The following is a 15,483-nucleotide window of genomic DNA, read 5'->3' as shown; positions in this document are numbered from 1 at the left end:
GCCGCCGTGTGAAGTCCGCGGACGGGCCGGGATCAGCGGGTCGAGAAGAACACCTCGTTGCCGAAGGTTCCCATGCGGACGCGGAGGAGTCCGGACTCGTTCTGCGGGATCTCGAAATCGACGTTCCCGGTCAGTGAGGCCCCGTTGTACAACTCGCCGTCCAGGTGGGGCTCGGGAGCCACGGCGTCGTTGTCGTAGGAGTTGAGCACGTTCCCGGACTCGGAGACGTAGGCGAAACTGAGGTCGAAAGTGGAACCCGAACCGTCGCCGGTGTACGTCACCGTGATGTTCGCCAGGCCGTAGGCGTTCCCGGCGGCCGGGTCGTCGTTGAAACTGTTGGCGGCCAGGACTTCCCGCGTCGCGTCCGGATCGAAGCTGTTCAGCGTCACCTCCCAGTCGCCTGAGGAGAGCGTGGTGCCCAGTGGGGCCGGAGTCGCTTGCGATCCCGGCTCATCGTCGCCGGCGACGGGCTTACCGTCAGGGCCCACGGCGCTCACCGTGTCATCGGTCCCGAACGCATCGTCGACGGCATCGCTGAGCACGGTGAAGAAGACCAGCGCACCGACGATGGTCCCGACGATCGAGATGACGACGGCGGCGATCGCGGTGCCCTTGGCGCCGGAGCCGAACAATCCGACGAGACCGAGGATGAAGGCGATCGGCAGCAGGATCCAGCCGATGATCAGCGCACCCGGAATGCATGCGAACACGAAGCCGATGACCGCGGCGGCCACGGCGATGATGCCGACGGTATTGCGCGGCTTCCGGGCCGCCGGGGGCTGCGGAGGCGGCGCGTAGGCACCGTAGCCGCCCGGCGCGCCCACCGGGGCGAACTGTCGTGGATCCGGTGCCTGTCCCGGCATCGGCTGGTACCCGGTGCCCGCCGGGATCGGGTTGCCGTAGCCGTCGGTGGGCGGCGGCGTGGGGGTGGTCATGACTGTGCTTCTCCTGCTGCTCGGGTCGGCCGGGTGCATTCCCGATCGACGTCGAGATCAGTGATACCGCTCCCCTCGGACATTTCCGGCGTGAGGTGATCGGTCTTCGATCAGCCGAGTGCGGCACGCCACGAACGACACGCCACCGCCGCGCCGGACGGTAACACCGGCCGGTGGGGGCGCGACATACTGGCTGAGACATCACCGGATTTTGTGGGAGGGGTTCGCATGCCATCGGCAGGCAGCGATCGGGATCGGCGGCGCATGGGGTTCAGTCCAGCGCGTGGTTTCTGGGGGCGACTGCGCACGCGGCGCCTGCTCGACGAGCAGCATGAGCGACTGGTGACGACCGAGGAGTTCCGGCGCCTTCGCCGCGTCGCCTGATCAGGCCTTCCCGGTTCGCTCGCGGTGCTTGCACCCGGGCCAGCAGCACGGCCGTCGCTGGCCGTCTTCCAGTTCTTCGCAGGTGCGCCGGATCCGGCGGGCCCGCGTCTTGGCCTGTTTGGCGTCGTCGACCCAGCAGATGAATTCGTTGCGGCCCAGCGGGGTGGTGGCTTCCCACAGCTCCAGGACGCTGCGGCCCACGGACGGGCTGCCGTCGTCTCCTTCGCCGCGCTGACCGCCCAGGATCGCTTCCCGCAGATCGTCGGGAAGCGGGTGGGCGACGCCGCCGGATACTTCGGTCATGTCAGACTCCCGTCTTCACCTGCACGGTGACGCCGCCGAGCTCCACCACGTCGCCGTCCCGCAGCTGGCGGCCGCGCCGCGTCTCGGGCTCGTCGTTGACGGCCACCAGTCCGTCGGCGATCACCAGTTTCGCGTCGGCGCCGGTGTCGATCAGATTGGCCAGCTTGAGGAACTGCCCCAGCCGGATGCTCTCGCCGGTGATCTCGATGTGGTCCACGGTTCCATTCTGCCCCATCCTTCGCATAGCGTACTGAGGCAAACCGACAGGGACGCCAACAGCGAATGCCACAGGGGGAATGCGATGTCAGCGGCAAGTTCATCGGGAGCGGGCGCGGCCCTGCTCGGTTTGTTACGCAGGGAGGGGCTTTCGCTTCACTCGGGGAAGTCGGTGTGGCGCGGCCGGCCGCTCGAGTACGACGACGCGGGCCGGATCGTGTGGGCGCCCAAGGGGGCGCGAGACACATTGCGCCCCACCATTATCGCGACCGCCGAGCATGAAGGCCGGGAAGCGCTGGCGTTCGTGGCGGAGATGGTCATCGGGGAGCAGGCCCAGCTGTCCGAGCAGTGGAAGCACCAGGTCGCGGAGGTCTTCGGCATTCCGCCGGACGAGGTCGAGACGCGGATTCAGGTGATCCGGGCCCCGGACCGTTCGGAGGCCGCGCGGTGAGCACCAACGGCTTGGTCATGCTCGTCGATCTTCTGGACGAGGCGGCGACCGATCGCTTCCGGACTCGGTTCACCAGCGCGCAGCGCGAGCACTTCGCGGATGAACTCACCGCCGCGTTGTCCCGGGTCGTCGATCGGCCCGGCGGTGTTCGGCTCGAGATCAACGCCCAGGACATGGTCGCGTCGGGTGCCGAGGAACGGATCTTCCGAGGCGCTTCGCGGGGGCGCGCGGTGGTCTGCGAAGACGCCGACCAGTACGGGATCCTGTTCCAGGTGTGGAAGCTGGACCCGGTCGCGGACAGCACCTGTGTGTACTGCGCCTACGTGCCCTATCCCGGCAATCAACCGGAGTCCCGATCGGCGTCCCGAGTGCTGGACGGGCCCGCCGCGGCGGCTGCGGCCGCGGAGCTGTACGGCGTCGATCCGGAGGCGATGACGGCGGTCGATGACGACCGGACCGCGGTCAGTGCGACGATCGGCGTCGTCGGGACGCCGTTCACGCCCTGGCTCGAGGCTCTCGGCGTGACGTGGCCGGATCCGTGAGTCGGACGTGAACAGGACGCGTCTGACTCGCCCCGAGGCCGCGACCCCGTCGTCTGCCGCCGTCAAGGCAGTCGGACGCACCGGTCAGCCGAGGGCGTCCGGTGAGCCTCGTTACGCGGCGTCACAGTAATAATCGAGGCGGGACTAGACTCGGCACCTATGACCGCGCTCGAATTCACACCGACTGCTGACCTCGTCGACCAGATCGGCCCCGACGTCCGCAGCTGCGACACCCAGTTCATTCAGTTCGGCGGCCACCGTGAGTTCGCCGGTGTGGTGACCACGGTGCGCTGCTTCCAGGACAACGCCCTGCTGAAGTCGATCCTGTCCGAGCCCAACCCGGGCGGCGTTCTGGTGATCGACGGTGCGGGCTCGCTGCACACCGCGCTGGTCGGCGACCTCATCGCCGAACTCGGTCGCGGCAACGGTTGGGCCGGGATCGTCGCCAACGGCGCCATCCGCGACGCCAAGCCCATCGGCGGCATGGCGATCGGCGTCAAAGCGCTCGGCACCAATCCGCGCAAGTCCAGCAAGACCGGCGACGGTGAGCGGGACGTGACCGTCGAACTGGGCGGCATCGCCTTCCATCCCGGTGACCACCTGTTTTCCGACGACGACGGCATCGTCGTCGTGACCCCCGCCTGAATCGAGGACGACCATGGCTAAGCCCACCCCCGCCTACTTCAAACGACTCGCCGCGCTGGCCGCGCTGGACGATTCGGCCGACCGCCCGACCAAGCCGGTGCTCGAGGCTTTCAGCGCCGCCGAGATGGCCACCATTCCGGTCGCCACGGCGCAGGATCTGGAGCTGGCCGTCCAGCGCGCTCGCGCCGCCCAGCCCGACTGGGCCGCCCGCACACCCAGCGACCGCGCCGCGGTGATCAATCGTTTCGCCGAACTGGTGCACAGCCACGCCGACGAGCTGATGGACATCGCGCAGGCCGAGACGGGCAAGGCCCGGATCTACGCCCAGGAGGAAGTCCTCGACGTCGCCCTGACCGCCCGCTACTACGCGACGCACGGACCGAAGATGCTGGCCGACCGCAAGGTGGCCGGCATGATCCCCGGCGCCACCGACGTGCGGGTGCGTTACCAGCCCAAGGGCGTGGTGGGCGTCATCAGTCCGTGGAACTATCCGCTGACGCTGGCCGTGTCCGACGCGGTGGCCGCGCTGGTGGCCGGCAACGCCGTGGTGATCAAGCCCGACAGCAACACCCCGTACTGCGCCCTGGCGCTGGCCGACCTGCTGTATCAGGCGGGGCTGCCGCGCGAGCTGTACGCCGTGGTGCCGGGCCCCGGCTCGGTGGTGGGCCAGGCCATCGTCGAGCACACCGATTACCTGATGTTCACCGGGTCCTCCGCGACCGGTTCGACCCTGGCGCAGCAGGCCGGTAAGCGGCTGATCGGATTCTCCGCCGAACTGGGTGGCAAGAACCCGCTGATCATCACCGCCGACGCGGACGTCGATCGCGCCGTGGAAGGCGCCGCCCGTGCCTGTTTCTCCAACTCCGGGCAGCTCTGCATCTCGATCGAACGCATCTACGTGGATTCGGCGATCGCCGACGAGTTCAGCCGCAGGTTCGCCGAATACGTCGACGACATGAAACTGTCGGCCACCTACGACCTGTCGGCGGACATGGGATCGCTGGCCTCGGCCGACCAGGTGACGACGATGGAGGAGCACGTCGAGGACGCGGTCGCCAAGGGGGCGACGGTTCTGGCCGGCGGCCGCAAGCGCGCCGACCTGGGTCCGTTCTTCTACGCCCCGACGGTGATCACCGGCGTCACCGAAGACATGCTGTGCTGCCGAAACGAGACCTTCGGTCCGCTGGTGACGATCTACCCGGTCGATTCCACCGCCGAGGCGATCGAGCGTGCCAACGACACCGAGTACGGGCTCAACGCCAGCGTCTTCGCCGGCAGCAGCGCCGAAGCCCAGAAGATCGCCGAGCAGCTCCGCGCGGGCACCGTCAACATCAACGAGGGCTACGCCGCCGCGTGGGGATCGACCGCCGCGCCGATGGGCGGCATGGGCCTGTCCGGAGTCGGGCGCCGCCACGGCGAGGAGGGGCTGCTCAAGTACACCGAGCCGCAGACCATCGCGGCGCAGCGCTTCATCGGCCTCGACGGAATGGCGGGCGTTCCGCGCGATGTGTTCCTCAAGCTCACACCGCTGGCGATCCGCACCCTGAAGTACCTGCCCGGACGCTGACCGGACGCGGCGTGCCCGGGGGCTCACGGCCTCCGGGCGCGCCGGTCAGGCGCGGCGGCGCCGGCGACGCAGGAACAGCACCAGAAGAGCGACCGCCGCGGCCGCCGCAGCGACCATGCCGGGGGTGACCCGGTCGCCGGGCAGCGGTGTCGGCGTGGTGCGGGCCAGCTGGGCGAACCTCTCGCGGGCGGCATCGGCCTGCGCGACCCGATCCTGGTGCGGGGCCGGTGCGGAATCGGCCGGTGCAGGAGTGGGAGTGGCCGGTGCCGGGGCAGCCGGCTTCGCGGCGGCCGGAGCAGTCTTCTCCGCGGGGACTGTCTTCGCTGCCGGAACGGCCGGTTCGGCCGCCGGGGCCTTCTCAACGGGAGCCGTCTTCGCGTCGGGCGCAGCCTTTTCGACGGGAGCCGTCTTCTTGGCGGCCGGTGCCGCCTTCTTCGCCGCCGCCTTCTTCGCGGGTGCCTTCTTCGCCGCCGTCTTCTTGGCGGGTGCCTTCTTCGCCGCCGCCTTCTTGGCCGGAGTCTTCTTCGCGGGGGTCTTGTCCGCGGGTCCGGTCTTCTCGGCGGCAGCCGCCTGGCTCGGCTGTGCGGGCTGGTCGCCCGGCGGCGGAGTGGGGTCGGTGTCGGCCATCGGGGGCATCTCCTTAGGGATGAACGTTCAGGCGGGCGAGCAGGTCGTTGTCGATGGCGGTCAGCTCGTTGCCGATGGTGCGCTGGGCGGCACGGCGCTGTGCCGGGGGCATGGCGTCGGCGGCGTCGGTGGCCACCATCAGATTGCCCAGCCGCGCCTGCATCGCGTCCACGAACTCCTTGCCCTCGGCAGACTGCTCCTGCTCGCTCACCTTGTGAGCGGAAGTCTGAGCGGACGCGATCCGGGCGCGCAGCGCGGCGCTCGGGCCCCCGAACTGGGTGAGCATCGCGGCCGGCACCCCGGCGCGGCGGGCCTGCACAGCGGTGACCTGCGAGCGTGCGGCGACGGCGCCGCGGTAGGCGATCGGTACGACGATCGGGGCCACCAGGCGCGCGACCGTCAGGTAGCGGCGCACCTTGGCGGGACCGAACACCGCCTTGTTCTCGGCGGCCTTCGCCTGCGCCTCAATGGTTTTCACCTCGGCGGCCGCGGCCTTCTGCTGGCTCTTGCCGGTGGTCTTGGCGGTCTTGCGCTCGGCCTTGTGTGCCTTCTTCAGGTACTTGTGCTCGTCGCGCAGTTCCTTCTTGTGCCGCTTCCGCTCCTCGTGCGAGCTGACCTTGGCTTCCAGTCTGACGCGGGTCTTGAATGCCTTCTTCTCCGCCTTGCGGATCTTGGCTTCGGCTTTGCGCTCGAGGCGCCGGGCCGTGCGAGACGACAAGAATCCCATGCTGTCCTTTCCGCCGGACGACCGGCTTGGCCGTGACTGTAACCAGTTTTGCATAGTGTCAGTGGGGGATGAGACCGTGGCGCAGCGTCGCCGCACGGTGACACCGGGACTTCAGGGAGGCGGCAGGTGAGTTCAGCGGTACTGGGCGCACGCGACCTGACCGGTTGCGAGCACCGCCTGGCGCTGAACACGGCGGCCCGCGAGAGCGGCGGCGAGGTGCAGCGGCCGGAGTCTCCCGACGCCGCGCGCCGGATCGAGGCGGCCCAGGCCCACCGCCGGCAGGTGCTCGACACCCTGCGCGCACTCCAGGCGCCGCAGCCGAGGACGACGACGGTCTGGGTGGATCCGGACCTGCCCCACGCCGAGCGCGCCGCGCAGACCCTGCAGGCCTGTGTGGACGGGGCCGACTGGATCTTCTCGGCGGCGCTGCCGACCGACCGCGGCCATGGCCGACGCGGCCATGCCGAAGCGCTGATCCGGCACGGCGAGGGCTATCTGCCCCTCATCATCGTCAACCACCGTGTCACCAACGCGGCCAAGGGCGACCGCGACCCGGAGGAGCCGGTGACGCTGCGGACCAGTCCGCTGGAGTCCTGGCGCCCGGCACCGGATCCGACACGGACCGCGCGCAGCAACCGGCGCGACACGCTGCGGCTGGCCCAGCTCGCGGAGATGCTGTCCGACTTGGGTCATGCGCCGTCGTCCGATCGTGCCGGGTGGGTCGGCGGGGTGATCGGTGTGGATGCCGACGTCATCCTGGTGGTGCCGCTGGGATCGGTGATGACCGACTACGACGAGATCTTCGCCCGGCGCCGCGCCGTCGCCGACGGGCGGATTCCCACCCGGCCGCGGCGGATCAACGAATGCCGCAGCTGCGACTGGTGGCCGCAGTGCGAGGCGCAGCTGGAGGAGATCGACGATGTGAGCCTGGTGGTCGGCGGTGCGGGCACGCTCGCGCTGGCCGAAGCCGGGATCACCACCGCGGCGCAGCTGGCGTCCTACCGCGGTGATCCGCCCGAGAACTGGCCCGGCAACGTCGCCTTCCTGGATGCGGTGGTCGCGGCGAACTGCCGGCGTGCCGGGGTGCCGCTGGTGCGCCGCCTGGCCCGTCCCACCGTTCAGCGCGCCGACGTCGAGGTGGACGTGGACATGGAGAGCTACGGCGAGCGCGGCGCCTACCTCTGGGGCACTCTGCTGACCGACAACCGGGCCCCGCACGAGCCGGTGCTCTACCGGCCCTTCGGCACCTGGGATCCGCTGCCGTCCACCGAGGAGGGGCTGGCCTTCGGGCGCTTCTGGTCGTGGCTGATGGAGCGCCGCGCGATGGCGCACGAGGCCGGCCGCAGCTTCGCCGCCTACTGCTACTCCGAACAGGCCGAGAACCGGTGGCTGCGCGCCAGCGCCGACCGGTTCGCCGGGATGCCCGGCGTCCCGCTGCGCGACGACATCGAAGCGTTCATCGCCTCCGACGAATGGGTCGACATCTACCAGGCGGTGAACACCAACTTCATCTGCCCGAACGGCAAGGGGCTCAAGCGGATCGCACCGGTCGCCGGCTTCGGCTGGCAGGACGCCGAGGCCGGCGGGGAGGCCTCGATGGAGTGGTACGCCGCCGCGGTGGGACTGGACGGCGGGCCGCTGGATGCCGGTCAGCGGGATCGGTTGCTGCGGTACAACGAAGACGACGTGCAGGCCACCAAGGTGCTTCGCGAATGGCTGAGCTCGGAGCAGATCCTCCGCCTCCCGACGGTCGACGACCTGCTCCGCTGACCGGGCTCCGCCCGGCCGGTCATTCGGCGACGACGACGGGTTCCTCGGATGCCCGAGCGTGCTCGAGCGCCTCGCGGGCCCGGCGGCCCCAGGTCCGGACGATCACGACGGTGCCGATCGCGAGCAGCACGGCCACTGCGGTGAGAGTGCCGAGGAGCAGCGGGAGGCTCGCACCCAGCAGACCGTCCACCAGGAGCCAGACGGCGAAGCCGAAGAACAGGGCCGCGGCGAACAGGGCCACGGTGCGCTCGGGCAGGTGCTTGCCCAGCAGCCGGCCCACGGCGATCGCCACGGCGTCGGCGGCGACCATGCCGAGCGTGGAACCGATCCAGACGCCCACCCAGTCGTTGTCGGCGGCCAGGGTGATGGTGGCGAACATCGTCTTGTCGCCCAGTTCGGCGAGCATGAACGCGCTCATCACGGCCAGGAAGACCGAGCCGCCGACCCGGGCGGCGCGGGCGGTCTCGTCGTCGGACAGCTCATCGCCGCGCAGGGTCCACAGGGCGAAGGCCAGCATGGCCAGGCCGGCCGCCACCGACATCAGATGCGTGGGGATCGACATGCCCAGGAAGTGCCCGAAGAACACCGAGACCGCGTGCACCGCCGTGGTGGCCACCAGGATGGCGCCGAGGACCACCCACCAGCGGTAACGCAGCGCGTAGGTGAGTGCCATCAGCTGCGACTTGTCGCCGAGTTCGGCGACGAAGATGACGCCGAAGCCGAGAAGGAATGCCGCAACCATGCCGCTAGGTTAGGTGGGCCTATTAGGGTCCGCAACAGCTGGATGACCCGCATTTTCGCAGGTAGGAGCCCCACAAGAAGATGTTCGGCGACCCGTCCTCACGGTGCCCGGTGCCCCGGTGCTTTGCGGTCCGGCCGAGGGCACCAGGCACAATGGCTACGTGACGCCCCAAGCCCTCGATACGCGTGCGCGCCCGATCACCGGTCCGCTGCGCCCGCTGGAGATCGCGATCGTCGCCATCCTGTCCGGTCTGACGGTGGTCGCCGTGGTGGTGGCGGCCGTCATCCCGATGGCCACGGCCGCGGGTCTGCTCGCGCCGGTGCCGATCGCGCTGGTGGCGGCCCGGACCAGGATGCGCGCGGTGGTCGCCGCGTCGGTGACCTCCACCGCGGTGACCTTCGCCGTCGCCGGGCTCGGCGCGGCGCTGTCGGTGCTGGCCGCCGCCGTGGTCGGTGGCGCGGTCGGCGAGGTGAAGCGCCGCGGCGGGGGCCTGGCCACGCTGGTCGCGGCCGCGGTGATCATCGCCCCGCTCGTCGCCTCGGTGTCGGTGCTGGCCCTGTGGATCCTGGTGCCGTTGCGGAACCTGGCCCTGGAAGTGCTCAAGAACCTGATCGACGGCATCGGCAAGGCCGTGGTCTGGGTGGGCGACCGCTTCGGCGGCGACCTGCAGGGCACCGGCGACTGGTTCAGCGGGCTCGGCACCAACATCGTCGACCACTGGTGGATCTGGATGTGGGCGTCGGGCACCTTCGGCACCTTCGTCTCGCTGCTGGTGGCCTGGTGGATCCTGACCGGGGTGGTCGACCGGCTCGCACACATCCGCATGCAGGACACCCTCGAGGCGAACCGCGACCTGCGGATCGAAGAAGCGGTGGAGCCGCTGCCGCTGCGGATGGCCGGGGTGGGTTTCCGCTATCCGGGCACCGACGTGGACGTGCTCACCGGTATCGAGATGTCGCTGATCCAGGGCGAGTTCGTTGCCGTCGTCGGGGCCAACGGATCGGGCAAGTCGACGCTGGCCAAACTTCTCGCCGGCACGCCCGCGACCATCGGGATCGTCGACCGCCCGGGCGCGCCGGGGCTGGGCCGCCGGGGCGGCATCGCGATGGTGCTGCAACGCCCCGAGGCGCAGATGCTGGGCTCCCGCGTCGCCGACGACCTGGTCTGGGGGCTGCCGCCCGACCAGGAAGTGGACGTCGACGCCCTGCTCGCCGAGGTCGGTCTGGCCGGGCTGGGGGAGCGCGAGACCTCTGATCTGTCCGGTGGGCAGCAGCAGCGCCTGGCCGTGGCCGCCGCTCTGGCGCGCGACCCGAAGCTGGTGATCGCCGACGAGGTGACTTCGATGGTCGACCCGCAGGGCCGGCGTGAACTGATCGAGATCCTCGCCGAGCTGCCGCGCCGCCGTGGGATCACCGTCGTGCTCATCACGCACCGGGATTCCGAGGCTCGGGCCGCCGACCGGGTGATCCACCTGGAGCGCGGCGCCGTCGTCGAACACCACCCCGAGTGGATGGCGCCGGAAGCGCACACGCCGGTTCTGCCGGCCGTGCACGACTACGGCGACCCGCTGCTGGTGGTCGAAGACGTCTCGCACACCTACCTGGCCGGCTCGCCCTGGGAGGTGACGGCGCTGCACCACGTCGACCTGCAGGTCAACCGTGGAGACGGCGTCCTGATCGTCGGCGGCAACGGCTCGGGCAAGACCACCCTGGCGTGGATCGTCGCCGGGCTGATCGAACCGAGCGGCGGCCGGGTGTTGCTCGACGGCGAGCCGATGACCAGCCGGATCGGCAGCGTGGGCCTGGGCTTCCAGCACGCCCGCCTGCAGCTGCAGAAGACCACGGTGAGCGACGAGATCATGGCGGTGGGCGGCGAATCGGTCGGCACCACCGAGGTGGCCCGGGTGCTCGACCTGGTGGCGCTGCCCCGGGAGATCGCCGCGCGCCGCGTCGACTCGCTGTCCGGCGGGCAGATGCGCCGCGTGGTCCTGGCGTCGCTGGCCGCATCCGAGCCGGAGGTGCTGGTGCTCGACGAGCCGCTCGCCGGACTCGACCCGGCGGCGCGCGAGGAGGTGCTCGACGTCCTGGCCGGTCTGCGGCACAAGGGCATCACGATCATCATCATCTCGCACGACCTGGAAGCACTCGACCGCGTCTGCAACCGGCGCGTGGAACTGGTCGACGGGGTTCTGGAGGCACGACGATGACCATGCGAACCCCGCCGCTGCGGCAGTTGCCCGGCGACTCGGTGATCCACCGGCTGTGGGCCGGGACCAAACTGATCATCGTGCTGGCCCTGGGCGCGATGACCTGGGTGCTGCCGACCTGGCCGAGCCTCGGATTCGTCGCCCTGTTCGTCGTGGTCTTCGCGCTGCTGGCGGGTATCCCGCTGGGCGCCATCCCGCGTCCGCCGTGGTGGTTCTGGGCGCTGATCCTGGTCGGTATGGGCATCACCGCGCTCTCGTCGGGAGGCTCCGGTGTACTGGTCTTCCTGCGCGGCACGGCGCTGGGGCTGATCGTGCTGGCGATGTCGATCATGGTGGTCTGGACCACGCCGATGGCCGAGATCGCGCCGGCCATCGCGCGCCTGATGGCGCCGCTGCGGCTGCTGCGCCTCCCGGTGGACGAATGGGCCGTCTGCATCGCGCTGTCGCTGCGCGGGCTGCCGCTGCTGATGGAGGAGATGCGCATGCTGCGCGCCTCGCACCGGCTGCGCCCGTCGTCGCGGGCCAAGTCCGGGCATCCGTCGGCGGAGATGTCGATCATCGACATGATCGTCGCCGCGATGAGTTCGGCGATGCGCCGGGCCGCGGAGATGGGGGAGGCGATCACCGCCCGCGGCGGCACCGGCCGCCTCACCGCCTATCCCTCGCGGCCGGGCGGCAGCGACGCCGTCGCCCTGACCCTCACCGCGCTGGCCTGTGCGGCCGCCATCACGCTCACCGTCCTGCTCTGAGCGCAGGCCCGTGACCGGCGAATACGGCCAGCCGCTTGCGTAAGTTCGGTATCCCGAACTATTAATGGTGGCATGGCTAAGAGACGTGGTGTCCGCGGCGGCGCGGTCCTGGCGGGTGTCGTCGCCGCGGCACTGGCGATGGGCGGCTGCTCGGCGCTGCCCGCCGACGACGATCAGCGCCCGAAGGTGTTCACCACCTTCACGGTGCTGGCCGACATCGCCCAGAACGTGGCCGGCGACCGCCTGAACGTGGAATCGCTGACCAAACCGGGCGCCGAGATCCACGGCTACGAGCCCACCCCGGCCGATATCCGGCGGGCCGCGAAAGCGGACCTGATCGTGAACAACGGGCTGGGCCTGGAGAACTGGTTCGCGCAGTTCGTCGACCACGTCGACGCCCCGCACGTGGAGGTCAGCGACGGGGTGGAGCCGATCGACATCGCCGCCGACGCCTACGCCGGCAAGCCGAACCCGCACGCGTGGATGAGCCCGGGCAACGCGGTGATCTACGTCGACAATCTGGTGGCCGCTTTCAGCGACCTCGATCCCGACGGCGCCGAGCAGTACCGCGCCCACGGCGACGCGTACGCCGATCGGCTGCGCGGCCTGCACGACGAACTGGTGACGGCGCTGGAGGGCCTCCCGCCGGAGCAGCGGGCCCTGGTCACCTGCGAGGGCGCCTTCTCGTACCTCGCCCGCGACACCGGGCTCACCGAGCGGTACATCTGGCCGGTCAACGCCGAGCAGCAGGCGACGCCGCAGCAGGTGGCGGCCACGATCGACTTCGTCGGCGACAACCGGGTGCCCGCGGTGTTCTGCGAATCCACCGTCTCGGACAAGGCGATGCAGCAGGTGGTCTCGGCCACGGGGGCGCAGTTCGGCGGGGTGCTCTACGTGGACTCGCTCTCGGAGGCCGGCGGTCCGGTGCCCACCTACCTGGACCTGATCCGCCACGACATCGCCACCATCGTCGGCGGCCTCACCGGATCCGGCGGCCGCCCGTGAGCGCCCCGGCACCGGGACGGCCGGTGATCGAGGTGGACGACGTGACCGTCAGTTACGGGGACGTCCGCGCCCTGGACGGGGTCTCGATGCGGCTGGACGCCGGCGCGGTTTACGGGCTGGTCGGCATGAACGGCTCGGGCAAGTCGACGCTGTTCAAGACGATCATGGGCCTGCTGACTCCCGACTCCGGGCGGGTCGCGGTCGGCGGCCAGACGCCGACGCGGGCCCGGCGAGCGGGGACCATCGGCTACGTGCCGCAGTCCGAGGCGATCGACTGGGCGTTCCCGATCTCGGTCCGCGAGGTGGTGATGACCGGGCGCTACGGGCGGCTCGGGGTGACCCGCCGGCCGCGGCGCGCCGACCGGGAGGCCGTGGCCGCCGCCCTCGAGCGGGTGGAGCTGACGGAGTATCAGGACCGGCAGATCGGGAGTCTGTCCGGCGGCCAGCGCAAGCGTGCCTTCGTGGCCCGCGGGCTGGCGCAGGAGGCGCGGATCCTGCTCCTCGACGAGCCATTCGCCGGCGTCGACAAGCGCACCGAAGCCAAGATCAGCGAGCTGCTGCGCGAGTGCGCCGGTGACGGCGGGACGGTCCTGGTCTCCACGCACGACCTGCAGGCGCTTCCGCGCCTGGCCGACCGCGCCATCCTGCTGATGCGGCGCGTGGTGGCGCAGGGACCGCCGGAGCAGGTGCTCACCGCCGAGAACCTGATCAAGGCCTTCGGGCTGGACCCGATCGAGCACGAACGATCGGCCGGGTGACGCCGTGATCGCCGAAGTGCTCCTCGACCCCTTCCAATACGAGTTCATGACCCGCGCGCTGGCGGCCACCGTCATCGCCTCGTTCGTGTGCGCGCTGCTGTCGTGCTGGCTGGTGCTGATCGGCTGGTCGCTGATGGGCGACGCGGTGGCGCACGCGGTGCTGCCCGGCGTGGTCCTGGCCTACCTGCTCGAGCTGCCGTTCGCGCTCGGTGCGGTGGTCTTCGGGCTGCTGGCCGTCACCCTCATCGGGGCGGTCCGCGAGGGCGGCCGCATCAAAGAGGACGCCGCGATCGGCATCGTCTTCACCACGCTCTTCGCGCTCGGCCTGGTGCTGATCTCGGTGACGCCGAGTCACACCGACCTCAACCACATCGTGTTCGGGAATCTGCTCGGGGTCTCGCGCGCCGATCTGATCCAGATCGCCGTGCTGGGCGCGGTGGTGACGGTGGTGGCACTGCTCAAACGCCGGGATCTGACCCTGTACGCGTTCGATCCCACGCACGCCTGGGCGATCGGGCTCAACCCGAGACTGCTCGGCGCCCTGCTCCTGGGACTGCTCGCCTTCACCGCGGTGACCGCCCTGCAGGTGGTCGGCATCGTGCTGGTGGTCGCCATGCTGATCACCCCCGGCGCCACCGCCTACCTGCTGACCGACCGGTTCTCGACGATGCTGGTCCTGGCCCCGACCGTGTCCGTCCTCAGCGGCGTCACCGGTCTGTATGTCTCGTACTACTGGGACACCTCGCCGGGCGGGATGATCGTGCTGGTGCAGGGCGCCGTCTTCGCGGCGGTCTATCTCTTCGGTCCGCGCCGCGGCATCGTGACCAGGCTGTTCCGGAACGGCGAACGGGGGGGCACCACGAGGGTGCGCCGCCGCTCGGCGATGTCGACAGATCAGGCGGGGACCACGAGGCCGTTGCCCTGACTGACGGCGCGCTCGTAGCGCTGGGCGGCATCCTCCCAGTTCACGACGTTCCACCAGGCCTTGACGTAGTCGGGCTTGACGTTCTGGTAGTCGAGGTAGAAGGCGTGCTCCCACATGTCGAGCATGACCACCGGGATCAGAGCCGCGGAAATGTTGCCGCTCTGGTCGGTCAGCTGCTGGATCACCAGGCGCTTGCCGATGGTGTCGTAGCCGAGGATGGCCCAGCCGCTGCCCTGCAGGGTGGTGGCGGCCGCGGTGAAGTGCGCCTTGAACTTGTCGAAGCCGCCGAAGTCGTTGCCGATGGCCTCGGCCAGAGCACCGGTCGCCTCGCCGCCGCCGTTGGGCGACAGGTTCTTCCAGAAGATCGAGTGGTTGGTGTGACCACCCAGGTGGAACGACAGGTTCGCCGAGAGGCCGTACACCTTGTCGGCGATGGTGCCGTCTTCGCGAGCGGCCTCCAGCTTCTCCAGCGCGGTGTTCGCGCCCTTCACGTAGGTGGCGTGGTGCTTGTCGTGGTGCAGCTCCATGATCTTGCCGGAGATGTGCGGCTCCAGGGCGCCATAGTCGTAATCAAGGTCGGGCAGGGTGTAGACAGCCACGATCGTCCTCTCGTCGGTTTGTGCTTTCTCGTACTCGATCCAATTTCTACCCTTCCCCACACCTCGTGGGTCCGCAAGGGTTACCCGCAGTGCGGCACGGGGCGCGCGCGGGAGGTCACAGAAGCACGATCAGAACGATCGCGATCAGAATGGCGACGATAGTGAAGGCGGTGGCGGCGCATTGTGCACGGACGTTGTAGACGGGCCACGACTCCGAGCGTCGGGTGACGCTGCCCGCGCGGGTCACGGTCGGACGACCGGTTGTCATACAGGCCCCCTTCTTCTCTGTCTTCGCCCGACTCCGGTGGTGATGAAGTTCACATCCGGGTCGG

General features: G+C 70.0%; 18 protein-coding genes. 10 read left to right on the top strand and 8 right to left on the bottom strand.

From position 1 onward, the window contains the following. Positions 1–32: 32 nt before the first annotated feature. From ABD732_RS01095 to ABD732_RS01085, 3 genes are all read right to left on the bottom strand, one after another. A complete protein-coding gene (locus ABD732_RS01095) occupies positions 33–935 on the bottom strand; it encodes a DUF4352 domain-containing protein (protein WP_344779707.1) in 903 nt (300 codons plus the stop codon). A gap of 384 nt (positions 936–1,319) precedes the next feature. Continuing rightward, entirely contained in the window at positions 1,320–1,622 is a 303-nt protein-coding gene (locus ABD732_RS01090) for a YdeI/OmpD-associated family protein (RefSeq protein WP_344779705.1), read from the bottom strand. Position 1,623: 1 nt separating this feature from the next. Continuing rightward, positions 1,624–1,857 carry an RNA-binding S4 domain-containing protein gene (locus tag ABD732_RS01085; protein WP_344779703.1) on the bottom strand — a complete coding sequence of 78 codons (234 nt, stop codon included), beginning with the start codon at positions 1,855–1,857 and terminating at the stop codon, positions 1,624–1,626. Positions 1,858–1,923: 66 nt separating this feature from the next. Here ABD732_RS01085 and ABD732_RS01080 point away from each other — a divergent pair, with 66 nt between their 5' ends. The 4 genes from ABD732_RS01080 (at position 1,924) to ABD732_RS01065 (ending at position 5,043) form a co-directional block, all read left to right on the top strand. Further along, entirely contained in the window at positions 1,924–2,289 is a 366-nt protein-coding gene (locus tag ABD732_RS01080; protein ID WP_344779701.1) for a hypothetical protein, read from the top strand. Continuing rightward, positions 2,286–2,831: a hypothetical protein gene (locus ABD732_RS01075; protein ID WP_344779699.1), complete on the top strand. Its 546-nt coding sequence runs from the start codon at positions 2,286–2,288 to the stop codon at positions 2,829–2,831. The genes ABD732_RS01080 and ABD732_RS01075 overlap by 4 nt, the downstream gene beginning before the upstream one ends. Before the next feature lie 159 nt (positions 2,832–2,990). Next, complete coding sequence (gene rraA, locus ABD732_RS01070) at positions 2,991–3,476, top strand: ribonuclease E activity regulator RraA (RefSeq protein ID WP_344779697.1); 486 nt, start codon at positions 2,991–2,993, stop codon at positions 3,474–3,476. A 13-nt stretch (positions 3,477–3,489) separates the two neighbouring features. Then, on the top strand, positions 3,490–5,043 hold the full coding sequence (locus ABD732_RS01065) for a succinic semialdehyde dehydrogenase (protein ID WP_344779695.1): 1,554 nt from the start codon (positions 3,490–3,492) through the stop codon (positions 5,041–5,043). 45 nt (positions 5,044–5,088) lie between these two features. On the opposite strand, the gene ABD732_RS01060 is transcribed toward ABD732_RS01065, so the two are convergent. Both ABD732_RS01060 and ABD732_RS01055 read right to left on the bottom strand, forming a co-directional pair. After that, positions 5,089–5,670, bottom strand: a complete 582-nt coding sequence (locus tag ABD732_RS01060; protein ID WP_344779693.1) for a hypothetical protein — start codon at positions 5,668–5,670, stop codon at positions 5,089–5,091. Between the two features lie 13 nt (positions 5,671–5,683). After that, on the bottom strand, positions 5,684–6,397 hold the full coding sequence (locus ABD732_RS01055) for a DUF6474 family protein (RefSeq protein ID WP_344779691.1): 714 nt from the start codon (positions 6,395–6,397) through the stop codon (positions 5,684–5,686). A 126-nt stretch (positions 6,398–6,523) separates the two neighbouring features. On the opposite strand from ABD732_RS01055, the gene ABD732_RS01050 reads away from it, so the two are divergent. Then, entirely contained in the window at positions 6,524–8,167 is a 1,644-nt protein-coding gene (locus ABD732_RS01050; RefSeq protein ID WP_344779689.1) for a TM0106 family RecB-like putative nuclease, read from the top strand. Between the two features lie 19 nt (positions 8,168–8,186). On the opposite strand, the gene ABD732_RS01045 is transcribed toward ABD732_RS01050, so the two are convergent. Then, a complete protein-coding gene (locus ABD732_RS01045) occupies positions 8,187–8,909 on the bottom strand; it encodes a TMEM165/GDT1 family protein (protein ID WP_344779687.1) in 723 nt (240 codons plus the stop codon). Positions 8,910–9,069: 160 nt separating this feature from the next. Between ABD732_RS01045 and ABD732_RS01040 the strand changes: the two genes are divergently transcribed. The 5 genes from ABD732_RS01040 (at position 9,070) to ABD732_RS01020 (ending at position 14,552) form a co-directional block, all read left to right on the top strand. Further along, on the top strand, positions 9,070–11,115 hold the full coding sequence (locus tag ABD732_RS01040; protein ID WP_344779685.1) for an ABC transporter ATP-binding protein: 2,046 nt from the start codon (positions 9,070–9,072) through the stop codon (positions 11,113–11,115). Further along, a complete protein-coding gene (locus tag ABD732_RS01035; RefSeq protein ID WP_344779683.1) occupies positions 11,112–11,864 on the top strand; it encodes a CbiQ family ECF transporter T component in 753 nt (250 codons plus the stop codon). The genes ABD732_RS01040 and ABD732_RS01035 overlap by 4 nt, the downstream gene beginning before the upstream one ends. Before the next feature lie 72 nt (positions 11,865–11,936). Further along, positions 11,937–12,869 (top strand): metal ABC transporter substrate-binding protein, encoded by a 933-nt coding sequence (locus tag ABD732_RS01030; protein ID WP_344779681.1) that lies wholly within the window; start codon positions 11,937–11,939, stop codon positions 12,867–12,869. Next, on the top strand, positions 12,866–13,627 hold the full coding sequence (locus ABD732_RS01025; protein WP_344779679.1) for a metal ABC transporter ATP-binding protein: 762 nt from the start codon (positions 12,866–12,868) through the stop codon (positions 13,625–13,627). The genes ABD732_RS01030 and ABD732_RS01025 overlap by 4 nt, the downstream gene beginning before the upstream one ends. Positions 13,628–13,673: 46 nt before the next feature. Continuing rightward, on the top strand, positions 13,674–14,552 hold the full coding sequence (locus tag ABD732_RS01020; protein WP_344780334.1) for a metal ABC transporter permease: 879 nt from the start codon (positions 13,674–13,676) through the stop codon (positions 14,550–14,552). Here ABD732_RS01020 and ABD732_RS01015 read toward each other — a convergent pair. Together ABD732_RS01015 and ABD732_RS01010 are read right to left on the bottom strand one after the other, a co-directional pair. Continuing rightward, positions 14,522–15,151, bottom strand: coding sequence for a superoxide dismutase (locus tag ABD732_RS01015; RefSeq protein WP_344779677.1), 630 nt, complete (start codon positions 15,149–15,151; stop codon positions 14,522–14,524). The genes ABD732_RS01020 and ABD732_RS01015 overlap by 31 nt on opposite strands. Before the next feature lie 115 nt (positions 15,152–15,266). Next, positions 15,267–15,419 carry a hypothetical protein gene (locus ABD732_RS01010; RefSeq protein ID WP_344779675.1) on the bottom strand — a complete coding sequence of 51 codons (153 nt, stop codon included), beginning with the start codon at positions 15,417–15,419 and terminating at the stop codon, positions 15,267–15,269. Between the last annotated feature and the right edge of the window lie 64 nt (positions 15,420–15,483).

It is taken from the genome of Gordonia caeni, assembly GCF_039537105.1.
Classification (GTDB): Bacteria; Actinomycetota; Actinomycetes; order Mycobacteriales; family Mycobacteriaceae; genus Gordonia; species Gordonia caeni.
Note: the sequence above shows the minus strand (reverse complement) of the source record. Positions and strands in the feature narration are given on the sequence as shown.

What these genes read in the sequence shown, in the direction of transcription:
- ABD732_RS01095 (WP_344779707.1), bottom strand. Translation starts at nt 935, where the DNA reads ATGACCACCCCCACGCCGCCGCCCACCGACGGCTACGGCAACCCGATC.
- ABD732_RS01090 (WP_344779705.1), bottom strand. Translation starts at nt 1,622, where the DNA reads ATGACCGAAGTATCCGGCGGCGTCGCCCACCCGCTTCCCGACGATCTG.
- ABD732_RS01085 (WP_344779703.1), bottom strand. Translation starts at nt 1,857, where the DNA reads ATGGGGCAGAATGGAACCGTGGACCACATCGAGATCACCGGCGAGAGC.
- ABD732_RS01080 (WP_344779701.1), top strand. Translation starts at nt 1,924, where the DNA reads ATGTCAGCGGCAAGTTCATCGGGAGCGGGCGCGGCCCTGCTCGGTTTG.
- rraA (WP_344779697.1), top strand. Translation starts at nt 2,991, where the DNA reads ATGACCGCGCTCGAATTCACACCGACTGCTGACCTCGTCGACCAGATC.
- ABD732_RS01065 (WP_344779695.1), top strand. Translation starts at nt 3,490, where the DNA reads ATGGCTAAGCCCACCCCCGCCTACTTCAAACGACTCGCCGCGCTGGCC.
- ABD732_RS01060 (WP_344779693.1), bottom strand. Translation starts at nt 5,670, where the DNA reads ATGGCCGACACCGACCCCACTCCGCCGCCGGGCGACCAGCCCGCACAG.
- ABD732_RS01055 (WP_344779691.1), bottom strand. Translation starts at nt 6,397, where the DNA reads ATGGGATTCTTGTCGTCTCGCACGGCCCGGCGCCTCGAGCGCAAAGCC.
- ABD732_RS01045 (WP_344779687.1), bottom strand. Translation starts at nt 8,909, where the DNA reads ATGGTTGCGGCATTCCTTCTCGGCTTCGGCGTCATCTTCGTCGCCGAA.
- ABD732_RS01035 (WP_344779683.1), top strand. Translation starts at nt 11,112, where the DNA reads ATGACCATGCGAACCCCGCCGCTGCGGCAGTTGCCCGGCGACTCGGTG.
- ABD732_RS01030 (WP_344779681.1), top strand. Translation starts at nt 11,937, where the DNA reads ATGGCTAAGAGACGTGGTGTCCGCGGCGGCGCGGTCCTGGCGGGTGTC.
- ABD732_RS01020 (WP_344780334.1), top strand. Translation starts at nt 13,674, where the DNA reads ATGACCCGCGCGCTGGCGGCCACCGTCATCGCCTCGTTCGTGTGCGCG.
- ABD732_RS01010 (WP_344779675.1), bottom strand. Translation starts at nt 15,419, where the DNA reads ATGACAACCGGTCGTCCGACCGTGACCCGCGCGGGCAGCGTCACCCGA.